Source organism: Clostridium intestinale (genome assembly GCF_035905475.1).
In the GTDB taxonomy this organism is placed as follows: Bacteria; Bacillota; Clostridia; order Clostridiales; family Clostridiaceae; genus Clostridium_T; species Clostridium_T intestinale.
Window position 1 is genome coordinate 3,498,583 of sequence record NZ_CP121166.1, and the last position, 21,674, is coordinate 3,520,256.

Below are 21,674 nucleotides of genomic sequence, written 5' to 3' on the forward strand. Positions count from 1 at the left end.
ATTTGTCGCAAAATATGCCTATGTTACATGCTTTTATACAATAATAATTAATATTTATAAGATATTTTTTTAAAAAATAAAAATAGAGCATTACAAAATTATTATTACTTGATTTTGCAATACTCTATTTACATATAAAACCCTTAGAAGTTATTTACCATTAGGTTTATTACCTTTACTTTTTTCACTAGCATTATTCTCTTTATCTTTTGAATTATTACTTTTTTCTTGTGAATTTGAGTTAGCATTTTCAGACTGTTGTTGACCTTTTTGGCTATTATCACTTGGAGAATTGTTAGCTTTACTCTTTACTTCAGTAGTTTTTTCAGATTGTTTCTCATCGTTTTTATTTATAGACTTGGTTTCAACTTTCTCTTCTGTTACTGCTTCGTTAGAAGATTGTTCTGTCCCCCCTAGTAATGAATTATCTTCAACACTACTATCTTTATCTTTTTTAGCCTCTTTTTTGATTTCTTTAGCTTCAGCTCTGTCTTCGGCCCTTTTAGCATTTAATACCTTCATTATTTCTCTCACTGATTTATTTGCATACTCCTCAGCATTAACCTCTAAATCAGCCGCTTTAAGCTTTTCTATTAATAACATCTTTCCTGGTGATATTCCTAATCGTTCTGCTTCTTTATGTCTTTCTGTATTTATATTTTCAGCTATAATCTCAGTATCTTCTAAATTTTGATTTTCAAGTTCAGATTTTACTGCTTCTTCGGCAGATTTTAGAATATCTTCTCCTTTAGCTTCATTGTCAGTTGAAACAGTAACCGCTACAGCATTATCTAAATTCTCATCAAGGTATCCTTCGTTCTTAGCTTCCTCAATTAAAGTTTGTAATGCATCTTCAACTTTCTGACCCTCAAGAGTTAACCCCTCGCTTATTTTCTCACCATCTTCATTTAATGGGTTAACATCAATAACTGTTCCAAAAGAATTAGTTGCTAATTCCACGCTAGGATTTATGTCAAGTGATACATATGCATTAGGCAATGCATATGCGTTATAACCAAACAGACCCAATGTTCCAACTATCATTAACGCAGATACTTTAAAAACTAATCCCTTGTTTAATCTTAAAAACCTAGCTTTCTCATATTCAGCTCCAACTATTATGTCATTTTTATCTTTCACTTTGTGAAACTTTCCTTGTTTATCCACCAAAACTGCATGCCCATCTTTTTTTTCTAAAACTATACCCTTCATCCTCATTCCTCCAAACTTATATAATCTCTTAAGTATTCATAATCTCCAACAAGTATTATTAATACCGCTACTATATATCTTCGCGCTCTTTCTATTTTTTTTCGGGGTATATTCGTAACTTTTTCTAACTCTCTAATATTTAATGTTTTATTTCTAGTAAAACTGTTCATAACTAAAGGGTTTTTAATAGATTCCTTAATCAATTCGTTATATAAAACTTTTGTTGACTTCCATTTAGGAGACACTTTAATTAAATCATCAAAGCTTATATCATACTCTAATAACTCCTTTGAAAATTGTTCTATCTCTAATTTTCTTAAATAATCTATTCCTTCTTGCTTATAGTTTTCTAAAGAAGCTTTATCTATATATTGAACTTTAATCTCATCTTCTAATTCCTCTAAACCTCTAAACTTAGCTTCTTTTTGCCTATTCTGTTTTCTATAATTATCAATTAATCTTAACTTTATTAATCTTTGAGCAAAAGATAAGAAGTCTCCCCTGTCTACTTTATAACTCTGAATTGCCTCTGAGAAAGCCATTAATGCTATACTATATTCTTCATCGTTATGATAATCTATGTATCTTTTAAGTATTTTACTGGTTGCAGATATTATAAATGGTCTATACTGCTCAATAAATATGTTTATATCTTCATTATTATTTTTAATGTCTATTATTTTATTATTAATACTTTTAATCAAGTGAATATCCTCCTAAAAGATATACTTAAATATATAATTCGAAAAAATGAATATATTTTTTAAGGTACAAGGAAACTTTTTATTATTATTTAACTTAGAATAGATTTTTATAATTTTAATTAACCTGTTAATATAAACAATTAAGGAGTATTATGAGTTTAAAACTTAAACTACACAATACTCCTAGATCTTAATCTTTTATTTTAGCTTATTTTTCTTTTCCTAATGAATATAAATACAAATCCTAATACTATAGAGAAAATCCCTATATATATTAAAGTTGTAAGACTTATTAATCCACCTGTTTGTGGAAGATCTATGACAACTTTCTTTGTATTTGTTATACTATCTTTTAATATTACACCATCTTCTTTTATGCTGAATTCATGCTTATCTGTATTCAATACATATCCATCCGGTGCATTTGTTTCTACAAAATAGTACTCTCCATAGTTTAGTTTTTCGAACTTAACTTTTCCATCTTTATCAGTTACTCCTTCAATCACTTTTCTACCATCTTTAGTGTAGATAGTTATTGTAGCTCCTGGTACTGGTGCTGAAGTTGAAATATCTGTCTTTGAGATTTCTATTCCTCCAGTTATCATAGTGTTACTTAGATTAGCTTTTAGTACTGCACCATCTTCCTTAATACTAAATTCATGCTTATCTGGATTTAGTAAATATCCTTCTGGTGCATTTGTTTCTAAGAAATAATAATCTCCGTAGTTTAGTTTTTTAAACTTAACTTTTCCATCTTCTCCTGTTACAGCTTCAACTACCTTTGTACCATCTTTAGTATAGATAGTAAGAGTTGCTCCTGGTACTGGTGCTGAAGTTGAGATATCGCTCTTAGATATTTCTATTCCTCCAGTTATCATGGTATTAGTCAATGTAGCTTTTAGTACTACACCATCTTCCCTAATACTAAACTCATGCTTATTTGTATTTAGTAAATATCCCTCTGGTGCCTTTGTTTCTAAGAAGTAGTAATCTCCATAGTTTAGTTTTTCGAATTTAACCTTTCCGTCTTTATCTGTCACTGCTTCAACTACCTTTGTACCATCTTTAGTATAGATAGTAAGAGTTGCTCCTGGTACTGGTGCTGATGTTGAGATATCTGTCTTTGAGATTTCAATTCCTCCAGTTATCATTGTATTAGTTAATGTAGCTTTTAATATAGTTCCATCTTCTTTTATGCTAAACTCATGCTTATCTGTATTTAGTAAATATCCTTCTGGGGCGTTTGTTTCTACGAAGTAGTAATCTCCATAGTTTAGTTTTTCGAACTTAACCTTTCCATCTTCTCCAGTTATAGCTTCAACTACCTTGTCCCCAGTTTTAGTATAGATAGTTATTGTTGCTCCTGGTACTGGAGCTGAGGTTGAGATATCTGTTTTAGAGATTTCAATTCCTCCTGTTATCATTGTGTTACTTAGATTAGCTTTTAGTATTGCTCCATCTTCTTTTATGCTAAACTCATGCTTATCTGGATTTAGCAAATATCCTTCAGGTGCGTTTGTTTCTAGGAAGTAGTAATCTCCGTAGTTTAATTTCTCAAATACTACTTTTCCGTCTTCTCCTGTTACAGCTTCAACTACCTTTGTACCATCTTTTGTATAGATAGCAATAGTTGCTCCTGGCACTGGTGCTGAGGTTGAGATATCTGTTTTAGAGATTTCAATTCCTCCAGTTATAATCTTGTTTATAAGAGAGCTTGCAGCAACTCCGCTAGCAAATGTCGGAGTAACAGTCACACCATCTTCTGTTATATTTGCGCTAAGAACTTCTTTAGATAAATTATATCCTTCTGGTGCTTTTGTCTCTTTTATTTTGTATTTTCCATACTTAATACCACTAAATCTTACCTTACCATTTTCATCGCTAGTTGAGGTTATATTACCTAATAAGTTTGTAACTGGCGTAATGCCATCTTCCTCGTAAAGTGTAAATTCAGCCCCTTTAAGAGCTTCTTTATCTAACAAGTCACCCTTTTTTGTAAATTCTATATTCCCTCTTATTTTAATGTTTTTAACTTTATCTCCACTTTCAGGTTTAACAGTTTTTCCGTTATCATCTTTCCCTATAACTGCTGTTAAAACTTCCGTAGATAATTTATATCCTGTTGGAGCATTTATTTCTATTATTTTATAGGTACCATATTCAATGTTCTTAAATTGAACTTTTCCATCATCTCCACTAGTTGAAGTTATGGCTTCTTCATTAGAACTTTTAACTGGAGTTACTCCATCATTTTGATAAAGCCCAAATACTGCTCCTTTAAGTTTACTGCTATCTGAATCTTCTCCAACCTTTGTAAACTCTATATCTCCTTTTACCTTTTTATTGGTAAAATTAATCAGTTGAGGAGCTAAAGCTGTACTATCTGATTCTATTTTAAATGCATGGTAGTTATCATCTAATACGTAATTATCAGGTGCAGAAATTTCTTTATAATAATAATCTCCATATTCTAAATTATCAAATTGAACTGATCCATCTTCTCCAGTAACCTTTGAGTTTCCCTTTTGTTCTTTTTCATTATCATAAAGTGCTATCTTAACTCCTTGTATCGGTTGTCCAGTATTTTCATCGGTTTTAATTATTTTTAGTGAGCCTTTAATTTTAGAATTATATACATTGTATGGATTAGCATAAATAACTTGTCCGTTTGCGGTTAAACTTGTTAAATCTACAGATATATCACCTTTATAGATGCTGTATGGTGCTGGTACAGATATTTCCTTGATCTTATATTTTCCATAAGGTATATTAGTGAATAATACTATTCCATCTTTTTTACTAGTTGAAATTATATTATTACCATCAGAATCCTTAACTGGAGTTATTCCATCTTCTTTATAAAGTTGAAATACTGCCCCCTCAATATCTTCTTCAATCCCTGCTTTGTGAAGTTGAATATTTCCTCTTAATATCTCATCTTTATAGTTATAAGTTACTACTTTTTTACTATTGTCACTACTTGAGAACTTAAGCACTCCATCAACACTATCATAAGATGTTCCTTGATTTAACCCATTTTTTATTTGGAAAGTATATATATTACTATTAAGTGTGTATCCTGTTGGCGCTGTTATTTCTCTAATTGAATAGTTTCTTTCATATTTAAGTTTATCAAACAAAACAGCTCCATCAGCTTTCGTTGGCTCTGAAATAGCTTTAACACTTCCATATTGATCTATAAGTTGGAATACTGCACCACTTAATGGTTTGGAATCTGCATCTGTTTTTACAATCTTAATTCCTGTTGTATCGCCTGTAGCACTACCTCCTCCATCTGAGAACCAAACTCCATTTTGAGTAGTTCCATCCTCATCACTTACTCCAGTAGCTTTAAAATTAACTGTATTTGTGTAATTACCTGTTTTAGATACATTAGTTCTGAATTTAAGAATAAATGCTCCAGACCCAGAATTTTGAGGAAATGTAAAATCAAATTTCCTAGTATTTATATCATACTTTACATTTTCTCCTGTAAGGGTTACTTTCTCGCCTTGAACAAGAGTTCCATCAGAGTTTACAGAAGCTTTGTATAGTTCAACTGTATCTGTATCTAGTGAAAGTCCATCTTGTAAAATATCAGTTATAGTAGCTCCAGACATAGGAACATTCCAGTTAGGATTACTTTTTACTGTCCAATCAATATAAGCATTACCATTAGTATAACTAGAGGTCTTACTAACTATTTCATTGCTAATAGTTTTACTTCCTTTACTATCATTATCTCCATTTGTTGGTATCTCATTTCCAGTAATACTTGCTGTATTTTCTACTGTTCTATTTCCACTAGTATTAAATATGCTTAAATCTATAATCTTAGTTTTAAATGTTATTGTATATGTCTTATTTATAGTGCCATTAAAAGTATATTTTAATATTCTTGTAGATTCTATATTACTATCACTATTAAAAAATCCTGCTGTACTATCATCTATCGTAGCTGAACCAGCCACATAATCATGTCCATTCGGAATTGCATCTGTAACAACAGCATTAGTTATTGGCATTTTATTTCTATTAACAACTATTTTCCACGTTACTTCTCTTGTAGCGTAATTATAGCTTACTCCTTCTTTTCTAATTATCTCGCTATCTACCCTCTGATACCCTGTAGTATTTTGATTTATATTAGGTGCAGTTAAATTAACTATATTTTTATAATTCTCGCTATGGTTTGCTCTATAATGAGTAGGGTTTATTACTTGAGTTTTAAATGTTATTACATACTTTTTATTAAAAGCGTTATTAAACTTATATACAACTTGACTACTGGATAAGTTAATAAAAGATCCATTACTTCCATCATCTATAGTGGCAGAACCTTCTAAATAACTCTGATTTGCTTCAATATTATCTGTAACTACCGCTCCAGCTCCTACATTTGTTTCATTACTATTTACAATAACCTGCCAAGTAATTATTCCTGTAGCTGCATCATAACCTGCTCCATTTTTCTGAATAATATTAGGGGTAAATCCTACTCCATTATTTGAAGACGTTCCTTCTTTTACTCCTTCTCCCGATAAAACAGCCTTATTATTATATCCTACTGGATTATTGGAATTATAAACATTTATATCAACATCAGTTGTAAAAGTTATAACCTTTTTGTCAGTTATATTTCCTAAATTAATATCAAGAATACTGTCTGTTTGGTAATCTACAAACTGATATTGATATTGGTTAGTCTGAAGAGTATTTCCATTAACTTTTAAACTTCCTTCTACTAGCTTTAATCCCTTAGGAAGAGTATCTTTTATAGTTGCATTATTAATTGTTCTACCACTTTCATTTACTGTTATTGTCCAGTCTATTTTCTTATTGGTATTTCCTTTATATTCTCCACTCTTCTTAATTAAATTTATAGGAACAGTAACCGATGCATTATTTGAAGTTACGCTCTTAGGGGTACCATCATCTTTATAATTTAAAGTAGCTTTATTACTATACGTGTAATCTCCTTGATCCTTAGTTGCTAAATCGTCATGTATGCTGGTCTTAAATGTTATGGTTTGTTGCTTAGTTATATCTCCAAGATTATAGGTGAACTTTCTAGTGGCTTCGTCATAATTATAATTTGTATTACTTGCTGGCTGCCCATTTATTGTTACTGAATTTGAAATAAACTTTTGTCCTGCTTCTATAGTATCCTCTATGCTAGCATCAGCAACATTAACATTCTCTTTGTTAACTACTATCTTCCATGTTATTTCATCAGTAGCCTTATTATATTCAACTGATTTTTGAATAGATGGATTTGGTTGCTCAAAATCAATATTAACTCTTACTGGCTCAGATTTACCTGGAATATTAAATATAATCTCAACCGGATTATTAGTTCCTATCTCATCGGCTTTAAAATGGCAGTTTACATAGAAGTTACCTGCTACATTCGAATAATTATTGGCGAAATTAGTAAAAGTAAGCTTTACCAATCCATTTGTATTTATATTCATATCAGCTACTTTTCCATCTGCTGCATTTATCTCTTTATTAATTGGGGCCACAATTTTAATTTCTTTTGGCAATTGAAGTGTGTAATAATCTCCTGGATTAACATCCTCACTATTAGGAATCATCCAGCTATACTTAATAAAAATAGCTGAATCTTTTTTTACATCTTCCCCTAATTCAGTATCATTATTATCCTTTTTGATCTCTACATTAGTAATCTGAAACTTAGATGTACCTGTAATATCTTCTCCTGTTTCGGCTAAAACACTAGCAGGTTGTATTATAAAAACAAGCTGCATAAACAATGTAAGTATAGCTGTAAACACTGAAAATTTTCTTTTTCTCATTTTTCCACTCCTTATTGAAATAAACTTAACTATGCAATCCCTATTTACATAGTTTGGTAATCTATATTATGTTTACTCAACAAGGTTTATTACATTAATTCTCATTTAATCAAAACTACGGAAAATCTATTTACCTTCTTGTGCATATTAAAATAAAATGCTATACTTATTAGGTATTAAACGAAAGGAGTGATGTTATATGAGCAAATATATATCAGAAATATTGGTTTTTAATAACAATTACTCCGGAGTTAAATTCGCTTAGAATTCATTTTATTTAACGCTATTTACCCGAGAGTAATTTGTTTGAACTACTCTCGGGTATTTTTATACCCAAATTTAATTAAATTGGAGGATTCAGCGTTGAATAATAATTTAGAAAAAATAGGTTTAAATCAAGAAATTTTAAATAGTTATGAAATTTATAAAGATGGTTATTTAGGAAGAGTCATCTCAGAGCATAAAGGATCTTATAAAGTTGCTACTGACATAGATACATTAATTGCAAAGGTTCCTGGAAAACTTCTTTATAGCTCTCAAGGAAGAGAAAGTTACCCAGCAGTTGGCGATTGGGTTGTATTAGATAGAAATGATAGCTCTTCTGGTGATGCAATTATAAATAAAATACTTCCTAGGAAAAGTAAACTTTCTAGAAAAATTGCTGGAAACACTATTGAGGAGCAAATTATAGCAGTAAATATAGATACTATATTTATTTGTATGTCTTTAAATAGAGATTTTAACTTAAGAAGATTAGAAAGATATATAAGCATTTCTTGGGATAGTGGGGCTACCCCAGTAGTTATTCTGACTAAAGCAGATTTATGTGAAGACTTAGACGATAAATTATCTGAGGTTTATAATACTGCAATTGGTATAGAAGTTCTAGTAGTAAGTTCCCTTAAAGATGCAGGAATTGATAAGGTGAAGTCTATAATAACAAATGGTTCTACAATAGCATTTTTAGGTTCTTCTGGAGTTGGTAAATCAACTTTAATAAATAAATTATTAGAGGAAGATAAGCAATTAGTAAGTAATATTAGTGAATTTAATGATAAAGGAAGGCATACAACAACTCATAGAGAACTAATTCCTCTACCTTTTAATGGGGCTGTAATAGATACACCTGGTATGAGGGAACTTCAGCTTTTAGATAATTCGGATGGCATAGATGATTCCTTTTCTGATATTCAGGAACTTTCTAATAAGTGTAAGTTCTCAAATTGTAATCATAACACTGAACCCGGCTGCGCAGTAAAAGAAGCTATAGAAAATGGCACCTTATCCTTGGATCGTTTTAATAGTTATAAAAAATTAAAAAAAGAAGCTTTATTTATGGAATCTAAGATAAATAAATCTCTTAAATCGGAAAAGAAAAAAGAATTTATTAAGATTAACAAATCTCAAAGAAAAAATAAAGATATATTTTAAAAATTAAGATAAAAAGTGGCTATTACAAATTGCTTTGTAATAGCCACTTAAATTATTAAGTTATTATTTTGAAATTTCCTTACTAAATATCCATTGTTTTTCTTTAAAATCTCTACCTTTAACTGTAACCTTATTTCCTTTAACTTCTACATATAAGCCTTTAATATAAGGTTCATTTCTTCTTCCACCTTCACTATTTTCATCTGGAATTATTGTGTAATGAATTGCTCCAGTATGAATAGTTGTGAAAGGTTGATCTAAAACTACACTACTTTCAGTTAAATCTCTATGAGTATGTGAAGTAAACAGAATAACTTCAGGATACTTATCTAATATCTGTCTAACCTCATCAGCTTGATCTGAACCTACCCATCCACCATTTTTACCATTACTTAAGTGTTGATGTAAAAATACAAATATAGGCTTACCCTTCTCATATTTCTCCTCCAATTTTTCTTTTAGCCAATTTTGCTGCTCTGAAGAAATATAAGCTTTTACAGAATTTAAAGTTTCGGAATTCCCATCTTCTGATCCTAAAGATATAAAATGATAGTTATTTACCCAAGTATCATGATATACCTTATCTTCTCCCGCAAAATCTAGATATCTATTAATAAATGATTGAACTTGCTCTTTAGAGTTAACCTCTATATCATAGTTAAAGAACTCATGATTACCTATATTTTTTATAATTTTATTAGGAAGTAAATCCTTATTTTTATCTATTATCTTTTTCATTGATTCATATTGTTTTTCAATCCCTTGGTCCACACTATCTCCATTTAGTACAAGTGCATTAATGGCAGGATTTATTGTATACATGTCATTAATGGCCTTCTGGAAACTATCTACATTTTCATGTACATCTCCAAAAACCCCAAAAGAAAGATCTACATCTGGAATCTCAGCAGTTTTTATATATTTACTAACAGGACTATTTTGATTTTTAATAACTAAGCTAGCAATAATTCCTACAACAAATATTACAGCTATAATAATTAACACTCTAAATCTCTTCATATATAAATCACCTCTAAAACAATTTAAACTTATATAAATTATACCATATAATTCCTAGTAAAATGGTCATGTTTTATTCATTTTAAAAAAAATTGCTAATACTCTTAAGTATTAACAATTTTTTTGTTTTATATATAAATTTTAGAATGCTTTAAATCTATCTTTACTTACTCCGCAAACTGGGCATTTTTCAACATTATCACCTATTTCAGTAAAGCCGCAAACAGGACAAATATATATAGTATCTGCTTCAATATCTTTTCCTTGTTTAGCTTTATCCTGAGCTTTTTGAAATAAGTCAGCATGGATTTTTTCTGCTTCTAAAGCATAATGAAATGCCCTTTGAGCATCTTTTTCATCTTGAAATTTGGCTGTCTCAAGATATACTGGATACATTTGTTCAACTTCATGAAGCTCTCCATCTATAGCCCCTTGAAGATTATCTACTATATTAGTTTCTCCAAATACAGCTCCTGCTGCTACAGTATTATCTCCAACTTGATTCTTAAGTACATTAAAATGGTTTTTTGCATGAGCCCATTCAGCATAAGCTACAGCCTTAAATAGTCTTGCTATGTTAGGATATCCATCCTTTTCAGCTGCATCACCCCAAATTAGATATCTCATATGAGCCATACTTTCTCCACCGTAAGCTGAACGTAAAAAATCTGCTGTCATCGCATTTTTTAATGCCATTGTAAACACATCCTCTCAAATAATCATTACTCCCCTATATTATGTACCTTATGAAGGATATTATACCTAAATATTCTAGTAATATAAGTTTATCCCCATTCACATACTTCATAAAATCTGATAATATTATAATAAATATAAAATTGTAACGTTTATAACTCTGAAGGAGGTTTTATATATGATTAACATAGACAATGTTGAAAAATACTTAAGAGATAATGGAATAAGTCCTTCTTATCAAAGAAAAAGAATACTTGAATACCTTTATGCAAATAAAAACCATCCAAATGTGATACAGATATATGAAAACTTAGTGAAAGAGATTCCCACTTTATCAAAAACTACAGTTTACAATACTCTTAATTTATTTGTGGAGAAAAAAATAGCTGAAGTAATTACTGTAGAAGATAATGAAGTTCGCTATGATTTATTTAATCCTAATGTTCATGGTCATTTCAAGTGTGAGAACTGTAATGAAGTATATGATATAGATATTGATTTTAACAATCTTGCAATTAAGGATTTAGAAGGTTTTACAATAAAAGAACAATACTTTAACTTTAAAGGTATTTGTAAAAAATGCGGGGATTTAAATAAAGAATAATCTTATTTCTTTTAGGGTATGTTAAGCACTGTAAAATTAAAATTTTACAGTGCTTTTTATTTATAATTTCTTAATAATCATTATTGACAAGACTTATCGATAATGTTATTATAATATTGTAATCATTGCAAAGTTTAAATGATTATAAAATTTATTTATTATTTGGAGGGATTATTTATGAGTAAAAATTTTATAGGTTTAGAAAAAAAATCGTTAGAAAATGTAGTAAAGGAACTTAATGTTTATTTAGCAAATTTAAATACATTATATACAAAAATACACAATCTTCACTGGAATGTTGAAGGACCTGCTTTCTTCCAATTACATGCAAAATTCGAAGAATTCTATAATGGAATATCAGAGGATTTAGATGCTGTTGCAGAAAGAATATTGATATTAGGTTTTAGACCGGCTGCTTCTTTAAAAGAATATTTAGGTTTAGCAACTATTAAAGAATTAGATAGCAAGGGAATCTCTGGAGATGAATCAATTAATATACTTCAAGAAGATTTTACTTCAATGGTCGAACATTCAAGAAAAATACTTACTTTAGCTGAAGATGCTAAAGATCAAGGAACTATAGATCTTGTAGCTGGATTTATATCAAATTACGAAAAAGCTTTATGGATGATAAGCGCATATAAAGCTAAATAATTTAAAGGAAGTTTTTTACTTCCTTTATTTGTTTTTAGGTATAAATTTCTAAATACTTGTCCACAATTTCTAATGAGGTGATTGTGGTGAGTTTAAAAAATATTTATCTTAATGAAAATTTCTATATAACCTTGGCTTTTATATCATGGTTTGGTTTTATGTGTATTCAACTAGCTCCTTAGAGGGAGCTTTTTCATTTATATAAAAAACTCCATAAGCCTAATTTCTAAGCTCATGGAGTTTTAATACTGGTACATATTCTAATCCTCAATTATAATTTTTATAAATTTCTTTTTTCCTATTTGTATAATCATTTCTTCAACTAATTTAATATTTTCTAGTTCTAAGATTCTAGTATCATTTATTTTTATTCCACCTTGTTCTATAAGTCTTCTAACTTCCTTTTTGCTTTGAACTAAAGAATGTTCAGTTAATATCTTCATTAAATCAAACTCACTTGAAGTTGCTTTTACAGTTAAAATATCATTAGGAATATTGCCTTTTTGAAAAATTTCAATAAATCTTTCTTCTGCTTCCTTAGCCTCTTCTTCTCCATGATAAAGTTTTACAATTTCTTTTGATAACTTCATTTTTATATTTCTTGGATTTTCACCATCATCTAAAGACTTTTTTATTAACTGTATATCATCTGGATGTACATCCGTTACTAATTCGTAGTACTTAATTATTAGTTCGTCTGGTATAGACATTGCTTTTTCATACATTACTTTACTAGGCTCATCTATTCCTATATAATTACCAAGACTCTTACTCATCTTCTCAATTCCATCTAAACCTTCTAATAAAGGCATAAATATAGTTGTTTGAGAGTCCTGTTTATATTCTTTTTGCAAAGTTCTCCCCATAAGAAGGTTAAACCTCTGATCTGTGCCTCCAAGTTCAATGTCTGCCTTAATTTCTACAGAATCATAAGCCTGCATTAATGGGTAAAAAAATTCGTGAATACCAATTGGTTCGTATTGAGTATATCTTTTCTTAAAATCCTCCCTTTCAAGCATTCTTGCTACAGTTGTGGTTGCCGCTAATTTAATTACATCTTCAAAATTTAACTTTGATAACCACTCACTGTTGAATCTAAGCTCTGTTTTACTTTTATCAAGTACTTTAAAAATCTGTTTTTCATAGGTTTTAGCATTTTCTATTACCTGCTCTTTTGTAAGCTGTTTTCTTGTTTTTGATTTTCCAGTAGGATCTCCTATCATTCCAGTAAAATCTCCAATAATTATCACTGCCTTATGACCTAAATCTTGAAGTTGTTTTATTTTTCTTAATACTACGGTATGACCTAGATGAATATCTGGTGCACTAGGATCTAATCCTAGTTTTACAGTTAAGGCTTTTCCTGTTTCAAGTTTTTCCTTAAGTTCATCTTTACCTACAACCTCATCTACTCCTTTCATAATTATTTTTAGTTGTTCTTCAATGCTTTTCATTTAAATTTCCTCCTTTAAACTAATATATATTCATACATAGATAATTACTTAATTACCTATTTATCTAAGTATCTACGTTCCTAATTACCTAATTATTTAATTAGATAATTAAGTATGCAGTTTTTTTGCGCAAAAAAACTCCCGTCCTTATAAAAAGGACGAGAGTAATAATCCCGTGTTACCACCTTAGTTTATCTATGCGTCACCACATAAACCTTATCAAGTACGCCAAAATTCTTGGTTATACTCTAGCACTATAACGTGTGCAGGATACGTCTTATTCCTACTAGTTGTTATCTTTCGGAATGCTGCTCAGAGATGTATTCAAATTAAAATCCTTTGCCCCTCTCACCTACCGGGAACTCTCTTTAAAGGTTATCCTAATCCTACTTATTCTCTTCAAAGCTTTTAACCATATATATTTTATCTGATGTCTAGCCATTGTAACACTCCCATTTCTTCAAGTGGGAAATAACAATGGCACGACCCTAGATAAGTTAAACTAAGATTCGGATGGAAATCAAACTCCATCCGAATCAAGTTTAACTTGATATTATTCTAATTTATTAACTTTGCTCTGTCAAGTATAACCACTCTTCCATACAAAGTTCTAGTTCAACTTGTAAATTTTCTTTATTTTTGAAACATTTATTTATTTCTTCGTAGTTTCCTTGAATAGTCTCCATCAATTCGTCCAAGGCTTTTATTTCTTTTTCTATTTCTACTATTTTTTCCTCTAACTTATTTAATTTATAGCTGTTATTTTGATTGTTGTTAGCTTTAGTCTTTTGTTGTTTTTCTATCTTTAAAGGTTTTATATCTATTTTGATTTCTTCTCTTTCATTTTTCTTAACCTTATAATAATCATAATCTCCTAAATAGCTGTTAAATTTTCCACCCTCTAAAGCTACTATTCTACTGCTCATTTTATTAATAAAATATCTGTCATGAGATATAAAAAATATTGTTCCTTTAAACTCATCTAAGGTATCTTCTAGGGTCTCTATAGAATCAATATCTAAGTGATTTGTAGGCTCATCTAATATTAATAAATTCGCCTCATGATATAACAGCTTACTAAGTTTTAATCTAGTTCTCTCTCCACCAGACAATCCCTTAACCTTTTTGAATACTATTTCTCCAAAAAACATATATTTAGCTAAATACTCTCTAGCTTTTCCTTCTAATATTTCTACATCTTCTCTAAAACACTCTAATACAGTTAATTCCTCATTATTAAATATAATATTTTGAGGTAGATAAGCTAATTTTACATTAGCACCAATCTCTGAAACTCCACTATCTAAGGATTCTTCCTTTAATAATGTTTTTAATAAAGTTGACTTTCCAGAACCATTCGCACCTATTAGGGCCACTCTTTCCTTAAATCTAACTAATAAATCACCTTCAACAAATAGAATCTTATCCTCAAATCTTTTAGAAGCACTTATAACTTTAATCACTTCCTGAGCTGACCTATCCCCTTGAGATATAGTAATGTGCATATTTACTTTTTCAGTTTTTGGTTTATCTACCTTATCCATTTTTTCTAATCTTTTTTGCATACTGAAAGCTCTTCTATAGAATTTTTCATTTCCAGAGCGATTAGCCCAATCTCTTAAGGTCTTTATGGACTTCTCCATTGAGTTTATCTTTTTTTGTTGTACCTTATATAACTCATATTGCTGCAATAGATTATCTTCTTTTTCTTTAACATAAGCTGAATAGTTCCCTTTATAACTAGTGCTTATTAAATCCTCTATTTCTATAGTTTTTGTTATTACATTATCTAAAAAATATCTGTCATGGGATACTATAATAACTGTTCCTTTATAATTTCTAAGATACTCTTCAAGCCATTCTAAGGACTCCATATCAAGATGATTAGTAGGCTCATCTAAAAGAAGAATATCTGGATTTTCTAGCAGTATCTTTCCAAGTACTACTGTAGTTTTCTCTCCGCCACTTAATAAATCAAAGCTCCTATCTAAAAAACTTTCTTTAAATTTAAGGCCTTCACAAACCTTACTAAGCTTCTCTTCCTTATCGTATCCTCCTAGAACTTCATAATTTTGCTGAAGCTCGCTATATTGACTTAATAACCTAGAAATATCTTCTCTCTCATCTGACATTATACTTTCTAGAGACTTCATTTTCTTCTCAAGCACTAATAGTTCATCAAATGCTATATTTAAAATTTCTCTTACTGTTGAACCTTCTTCGAACCCATGAATCTGTTCTAAATAGCCAATAGAAGCACCTCTTCTAATACTTATACTTCCATTATCAAGATTTTCAGTTCCATAAATGAGTTTTAAAACAGTACTTTTTCCACATCCATTCCTTCCTACTATACCTATCCTTTCACCTTTATTAACTTCAAAGGTTATATTTTTTAGAACTCTATTAGCTCCAAAATACTTTTCTACATTGTTTAATGATAATTCGATCATGTTAAAATCCTCCTTAATTTTAGGCAGGAATGTACTTGTGGAATTTTAAAGTATATTTTTAAATAGAGAAAAATCCGCACAAGTAAAACATTGCCCGGATAAGATAAAAAAACATATAAAAAAACCAGGCAAGGCCACACCCTACCTGGATACTATCTCTAAATAAAAAATATATCTGGTAAACTATGAATTACTCGCTTCTTGCATTGAATATCTAATTTTAGACGCACCTATCCCGTAAACTATAGAATTTGCTGAAATTCTAGTGGAAGTTGCTCTAACTTTTGACATTCTATCAATAAAGCAATTATTCATTTTCTACCCTCCTTAAATAATATATTTGGTTTAATTATAGTGTAAATATAAGTAAAAATCAATATTTAAATAAATTTCTGTGCTATCATAGTAATATTGATATATAAATCGCAGCATAGGAGGAGTATAATGAGCAGCACTTTAATATTTTTATGTATAGCAGGTTTTTTCGCCACTTTAGTAGATTCTATAGCTGGAGGTGGTGGACTTATAAGTCTTCCTGCATATATGCTTACAGGAATGCCTACATATTTAGCCTTAGGAACTAATAAATTTTCAGCATCTTGTGGTTCCTTTACTAGCTCTCTTGAATTTGCTAAATCTAAAATCCTAGACTTTAAACTTTTAAGAATTTTAGTACCTTTTACCTTTATAGGCGCTATATTAGGAGTTAATACAGTTTTAATTATTGATACAAAATATCTTAATGTTATTGTACTTATATTATTGTTATCTGTAGGTATTTATAGTCTATTTTCTAAAACTGCTGGGATGGAGGACAAGTTTCAAGGTCTTACTAACAAATCTATCTTTTTAGGAATAATATTAGCATTTTCATTAGGTTTTTATGATGGCTTTTTTGGTGCAGGAGTTGGATCATTTTTAATATTTGGACTGGTTAAAGTATTTTCTTTTAATTTTGTACGAGCTAGTGCCAACTCTAAAATCTTAAACTTTACTAGCAATATAACATCATTAGTTATGTTTGCAATAAAGGGGCAGATAGATTATAAACTTGGAATTCCTGTAGCTATATTTATGATATTAGGAGCCCAAGTAGGAACAAGAATGGCTTTGGATAAAGGTGTTAAACTAATAAAGCCACTATTTGTAACCATGTCTTTAGGAGTCGCCTTAAAGATGCTTTATGAAATTGTCTTATAATTCTTGTGAATAGAAACATAGATTAAAGAAAAAAATAGCTGAGAATAGAGTAAATCTGTTCTTAGCTATTTTTTATTTCACATAGGAGTTTTGATATGAGTAAAAGTTCAATAATCAAGTCATTAATAATATTAAATATACTTCTTTATTTCACTTTTCTAATTATAGATATAACCAATAAAGATACAGGAACTATATACTCCCAATTCTTAAAATATTCAACAATACTACTATGCTTTGTTATATCTTTACTAATAGATAAAGATGGTTTTAACAAAAAGGATACTAAATTTTTGCATATAGCATTATTTTTCACTACTTTAGCTGACTTGTTCTTAGTTATCTTAAATATACTAAGTCCAGGTCTAATCTTTTTTATATTAGTTCAGCTTACCTATATAAAAAGACATCTAAGCATTTATAAACCCTCCAAAAAAATAATTTTTCTAGTTTTATCTGTATATCTAGTGCTTCTTATTTCTTTATTTCCACTTAAGCCCACCTATATAGATTGGAGTTTATATTTCTTAGGCATAACCTATGGGGTTATCTTAATAACCAGCTTATTAATTGCCTTAAGCACACTAAAAAAGAAATCCTATCCTAAAGAGAACTCAATAATTATAGCCCTAGGTATGTTTCTATTTTTTATGTGCGATTTGAATGTAGGCCTAATGAACATTCTGAAGGGCTATAATTTTTATATAGCTTTTTTAATATGGTTATTCTATTTTCCTTCTCAGCTTCTTCTTTCATTAAGTGGTTTTTCATTTAAATATTTAAAAAGTTTATTTTAATTATCTTTTGCTAGCTTATAGGGTTTAATATTATTACTCTTCAAACCATTAGCTAAGGATTTGTATAATGTTTTTTTATGTGGATCAACTAGTTCTTCATCCTTATAATAAATCCTTGGAGTTTTCCACAAAGCCCTTAGTGCTGCAAATAAAGGCATCTCATGATACTTATCCGGCCAAAGCTCTAATATGTGTGCTTTAATAATAGGATAATGTTTGGGATTTATTCCTGGGAACAAATGATGTTCTGTGTGATAAGAGAAATTAAAATGCAATACATCTAACCATTTAGGTACTGTAACTGTAAGGCTATTTGCTAATGGATCATTTACAGGTACTAATGGATTTAACCTATGGTTGGTTGATATATATCCCATAACTATAAGATTACCAATAAGTACAGGTATTAGATATATATATGCCCACTTTTCAAAACCTACAATAGCTAATAACCCAAACCAAAAAGTCCAAGGGAAAATAAATTGAAACCAAGTACTTATTGACTTTTCTTCTACTAGCTCCTTAAAATACACAAAAAACATTCTAACGGAATGCAGAGTAAAAGAGATGCTTAATGCAGTAAAGCTAAATAAAGATCTAAACCATAGTGGAAGTTTATATACTAATTTTATAAAACCTCTTTTATTAAAACTCTCTAAACTCATCCATGCATCAGGATCTTTTTCATCATCTTGAGTATGAGCGTGGTGATTAAGATTATGCCACTTAACCCAAAGTCTTGGCCCAACACTTAAAGGTAAAAATGCTATTCCTCCTAAAAAATTTCTAAGCCACTTATTTCTAACAACAGTTCCATGTAGTATTTCATGACCTAAAAAACCCATAGAACCAAAACTAAAGCCTAATATTAAAGCTATAGCTAACTTCCCAACTGTATTTATATCAAATAGAACTACCACTGACATTCCTATAGCTACAACTATAAGATATATAAGTCCCCCAATAAGTCTTGTTGGGGCAGGTTTAAAAATATCCTTATCCAATTTAGGATGTATTTGCTTAGCATACCAACTCATATTATGAAGATCCTTCATATTTTTCACACCTTTCAATAATTACTTTGATTATCAAAGTAATATAATAAATAAATTTACTATATCTTATCAATAATATTTATCACTTGTCAATAGTTATCATTTAATAATTGTATTTCATAGAGAAAAAACAGACATAATTTTATGACTGTCTTTACAATAGTTTATACATTTCATGCTGTTCTATCTTTTGTTTATTAAAGTTTAGCTTTCTCAAAAATCCCTCAAGAAAAGAATTATTAGTAAAACCTATATTGATTTTATCTAGATTCAAGTTTTTTATTGCTTCAATAAGAAGATTCCTTGCGATACCTTTTAATCTATATGCTTTATCTACATACAAGTTCCCTATTCTCCCTTTATCATTTATTGAAATACAGCCTATTATCTGCTTTTCATCATAAGCTCCATAACAAATATAATCCTTAGAAGCTTTTATATAGTCAATATCATTTTGCCAAGGAATATGAAGGTTTTCTTTATTAGAAAAATATTTTTCGTATTCTTCTATAGTTATTATTTTAATTTCTATACCCTTTAATGGATAGTTTTTTATTTCCTGGGAATTTTCTAAAGAAAAATATGAAATGTTGTATATTTTTTCATACCCTTGCTTTTTATAAAAGTTAATAGCCCTATCATTTCCTTTTATAACTTCTAAAAACAGTTGTTTACATCCATTTTTTCTACCATCTTCTAAATGTAGTTTAAATAACTCTTCGCTTATACCTTGCCCTCTATAGTTATTATCTACTGCTAATGTTCCACATCTTAATGTCTTAATTCCTTCATAAGATTTTATTCCACCTAAAATTATTCCAAGACCTACTCCATCTTTAATGGCAATATAAGAATTATTTAAAGAATTTCCCTCAACTTCAAAAAATTTATGAAAAAAATCTTCTTCTTTCATTTCAAATTTGATTATATAATCACTAAATCCCTTTATAAATGTCTTATAAATTGTTTCTTTATCTATATCTATACATTTAATATAATTAATCATTTTATCCTTCCTTAAATATTATAATTTTAATCTTTCTACATACACTAATATTATCATATTAAGATTATTTTCAATATCTAATTGTCCAAATATGGTATAATTAAGTAAAAGGGAGGGTATTATGCGAATATATATTAAGAGATTTCTATTATCATCATTTTTAATAATATTGAGTTTATTATCAATAGGATACCCTAGTAAAGCTTCTGAACTTCCTAAGAAACCTACTTCTGAAATATATTTTCAGGATTATGCAGAGATGTTTTCTAGTGGCACTAAAAACTACATTTTAAATGCATCGGAAGATGTTAAAAGCAAAACCACTGCTGAAGTTGCAGTAGTTACAATAAATTCACTCGATGGTGATTCTATTGAAAATTATGCTAATAACCTTTTCAGATCATGGGGTATAGGAGATAAAGAAAAAAATAATGGAGTTTTAATTCTTATATCTAAGGATGACAGACAGTTTAGAATAGAGGTTGGATATGGATTAGAAGGAGCTATTCCTGATGGAAAAGCAGGTACATATCTAAGGGAACTTACTACTAATTTTAAATCTGGAAAATATGATGAAGGCATAACAACTCTATATAATAGGATTATTGGGGATATTGGACAAGAATATAATGTAGATGTTAGCAGTTATACCCAAGATACACCTAAACTTTCTTCTTCAAATTCAGGAGATGATTCATCCTTCTTTAATGTAGGATTAATAATATTTCTTTTATTAATAGGTATTTCTTTCATTGGAAGAGGAGGTCCTGAAGGCAGAGGAGGAAGAAGACGTAGAAGACCTTACAATAATGGTGGTTTCTTTGGTGGCGGTTTTTATGGCGGCGGCTTCGGAGGTGGCTCTGATGGTGGCTTTGGCGGCGGTTCATCTGGTGGTGGCGGCTTTGGTGGTGGTTCTTCAGGCGGCGGTGGCTCTTCTGGAGGGTGGTAATTAAATATTTAAGGAGGTTTGCATTAATGAAAAAAGGATTACTTTTTACTATAATAGGATTTGTTATAGTTATTATAATAGCAGTTGGAGGTTATATTGGAACTTACAATAGCCTAGTTTCTAAAGATCAGAATGTTTCTTCTAAATTAAGTCAAATAGACAATCAGCTTCAAAGAAGAAACGATTTGATACCTAACCTTGTTGAAACAGTAAAGGGATATACTAAACACGAAGAAAAGGTATTTGGTGATTTAGCTGCTGCAAGAGCTAAGATCTCAGGAGCATCTAGTGTTCAAGAAAAAGCAGAAGGAGATGCTGAATTAACTTCAGCTCTTAGAAGTCTTAATGTTATAGTTGAAAACTATCCAGTACTCAAAGCTAATGAAAATTACTTGAAACTTCAAGATGAATTAGCTGGAACTGAAAACAGAATTGCTGTTGCAAGAAAAGATTATAATGATTCAGTTCAAGTTTTCAATAGTTATAAAAAGAGATTTTTTGTGAATATGTTCTTTGGTGGAAGATACCCAGATAAAGAATACTTTAAAGCTGCAGAAGGAGCTACAGAAGTTCCTAATGTTAATTTCTAGAATATTAAAAGCTGTGCAATAGATAAAACT

Annotated in this window: 17 protein-coding genes and 1 other annotated feature; of the genes, 7 read left to right on the forward strand and 10 right to left on the reverse strand. The window is 29.7% G+C overall.

The annotated features are described in order from the left end of the window. Positions 1–150 precede the first annotated feature (150 nt). The 3 genes from P8F83_RS17865 to P8F83_RS17875 all read right to left on the reverse strand — a co-directional run bounded on the left by P8F83_RS17865 (position 151) and on the right by P8F83_RS17875 (position 7,735). A complete protein-coding gene (locus P8F83_RS17865; RefSeq protein WP_326512124.1) occupies positions 151–1,212 on the reverse strand; it encodes an anti-sigma-I factor RsgI family protein in 1,062 nt (353 codons plus the stop codon). Positions 1,213–1,214: 2 nt separating this feature from the next. After that, complete coding sequence (gene sigI, locus P8F83_RS17870) at positions 1,215–1,916, reverse strand: RNA polymerase sigma-I factor (protein ID WP_326512125.1); 702 nt, start codon at positions 1,914–1,916, stop codon at positions 1,215–1,217. 203 nt (positions 1,917–2,119) lie between these two features. Further along, positions 2,120–7,735, reverse strand: a complete 5,616-nt coding sequence (locus tag P8F83_RS17875) for a SpaA isopeptide-forming pilin-related protein (RefSeq protein WP_326512126.1) — start codon at positions 7,733–7,735, stop codon at positions 2,120–2,122. Positions 7,736–8,098: 363 nt separating this feature from the next. On the opposite strand from P8F83_RS17875, the gene rsgA reads away from it, so the two are divergent. After that, positions 8,099–9,166 (forward strand): ribosome small subunit-dependent GTPase A, encoded by a 1,068-nt coding sequence (gene rsgA, locus P8F83_RS17880; protein ID WP_326512127.1) that lies wholly within the window; start codon positions 8,099–8,101, stop codon positions 9,164–9,166. Between the two features lie 63 nt (positions 9,167–9,229). Here the strand turns inward: rsgA and P8F83_RS17885 are convergent, their stop codons facing one another. Beyond that, a complete protein-coding gene (locus P8F83_RS17885) occupies positions 9,230–10,186 on the reverse strand; it encodes a metallophosphoesterase family protein (RefSeq protein ID WP_326512128.1) in 957 nt (318 codons plus the stop codon). A gap of 141 nt (positions 10,187–10,327) precedes the next feature. After that, positions 10,328–10,882: a rubrerythrin family protein gene (locus P8F83_RS17890; protein WP_238904314.1), complete on the reverse strand. Its 555-nt coding sequence runs from the start codon at positions 10,880–10,882 to the stop codon at positions 10,328–10,330. A 178-nt stretch (positions 10,883–11,060) separates the two neighbouring features. On the opposite strand from P8F83_RS17890, the gene P8F83_RS17895 reads away from it, so the two are divergent. Then, a complete protein-coding gene (locus P8F83_RS17895) occupies positions 11,061–11,486 on the forward strand; it encodes a Fur family transcriptional regulator (protein WP_326512129.1) in 426 nt (141 codons plus the stop codon). Positions 11,487–11,663: 177 nt separating this feature from the next. Continuing rightward, entirely contained in the window at positions 11,664–12,140 is a 477-nt protein-coding gene (locus P8F83_RS17900; protein WP_326512130.1) for a Dps family protein, read from the forward strand. A gap of 260 nt (positions 12,141–12,400) precedes the next feature. On the opposite strand, the gene tyrS is transcribed toward P8F83_RS17900, so the two are convergent. The 3 genes from tyrS to P8F83_RS17915 form a co-directional block, all read right to left on the reverse strand. Then, positions 12,401–13,594, reverse strand: a complete 1,194-nt coding sequence (gene tyrS / locus P8F83_RS17905; RefSeq protein ID WP_326512131.1) for a tyrosine--tRNA ligase — start codon at positions 13,592–13,594, stop codon at positions 12,401–12,403. A gap of 151 nt (positions 13,595–13,745) precedes the next feature. Continuing rightward, positions 13,746–14,006 (reverse strand) — a binding site (T-box leader). A gap of 154 nt (positions 14,007–14,160) precedes the next feature. Next, positions 14,161–16,047: a ribosomal protection-like ABC-F family protein gene (gene abc-f, locus P8F83_RS17910; RefSeq protein WP_326512132.1), complete on the reverse strand. Its 1,887-nt coding sequence runs from the start codon at positions 16,045–16,047 to the stop codon at positions 14,161–14,163. Between the two features lie 183 nt (positions 16,048–16,230). Next, positions 16,231–16,362 carry a hypothetical protein gene (locus tag P8F83_RS17915; protein WP_275299576.1) on the reverse strand — a complete coding sequence of 44 codons (132 nt, stop codon included), beginning with the start codon at positions 16,360–16,362 and terminating at the stop codon, positions 16,231–16,233. Positions 16,363–16,491: 129 nt separating this feature from the next. Here P8F83_RS17915 and P8F83_RS17920 point away from each other — a divergent pair, with 129 nt between their 5' ends. Next, positions 16,492–17,247, forward strand: coding sequence for a TSUP family transporter (locus tag P8F83_RS17920; RefSeq protein WP_326512133.1), 756 nt, complete (start codon positions 16,492–16,494; stop codon positions 17,245–17,247). Positions 17,248–17,342: 95 nt separating this feature from the next. After that, positions 17,343–18,044 carry a hypothetical protein gene (locus tag P8F83_RS17925; protein WP_326512134.1) on the forward strand — a complete coding sequence of 234 codons (702 nt, stop codon included), beginning with the start codon at positions 17,343–17,345 and terminating at the stop codon, positions 18,042–18,044. Here the strand turns inward: P8F83_RS17925 and desB are convergent. Together desB and P8F83_RS17935 are read right to left on the reverse strand one after the other, a co-directional pair. Then, positions 18,041–19,099, reverse strand: coding sequence for a Delta(10) desaturase DesB (desB, locus tag P8F83_RS17930; RefSeq protein WP_326512135.1), 1,059 nt, complete (start codon positions 19,097–19,099; stop codon positions 18,041–18,043). The two genes, P8F83_RS17925 and desB, sit on opposite strands and share 4 nt — an antisense overlap. A 154-nt stretch (positions 19,100–19,253) precedes the next feature. Next, positions 19,254–20,105: a GNAT family N-acetyltransferase gene (locus P8F83_RS17935; protein ID WP_326512136.1), complete on the reverse strand. Its 852-nt coding sequence runs from the start codon at positions 20,103–20,105 to the stop codon at positions 19,254–19,256. A gap of 121 nt (positions 20,106–20,226) precedes the next feature. On the opposite strand from P8F83_RS17935, the gene P8F83_RS17940 reads away from it, so the two are divergent. Then, complete coding sequence (locus P8F83_RS17940) at positions 20,227–21,054, forward strand: TPM domain-containing protein (RefSeq protein WP_326512137.1); 828 nt, start codon at positions 20,227–20,229, stop codon at positions 21,052–21,054. A gap of 26 nt (positions 21,055–21,080) precedes the next feature. Further along, a complete protein-coding gene (locus P8F83_RS17945) occupies positions 21,081–21,644 on the forward strand; it encodes a LemA family protein (protein ID WP_073021077.1) in 564 nt (187 codons plus the stop codon). Positions 21,645–21,674: the final 30 nt, after the last annotated feature.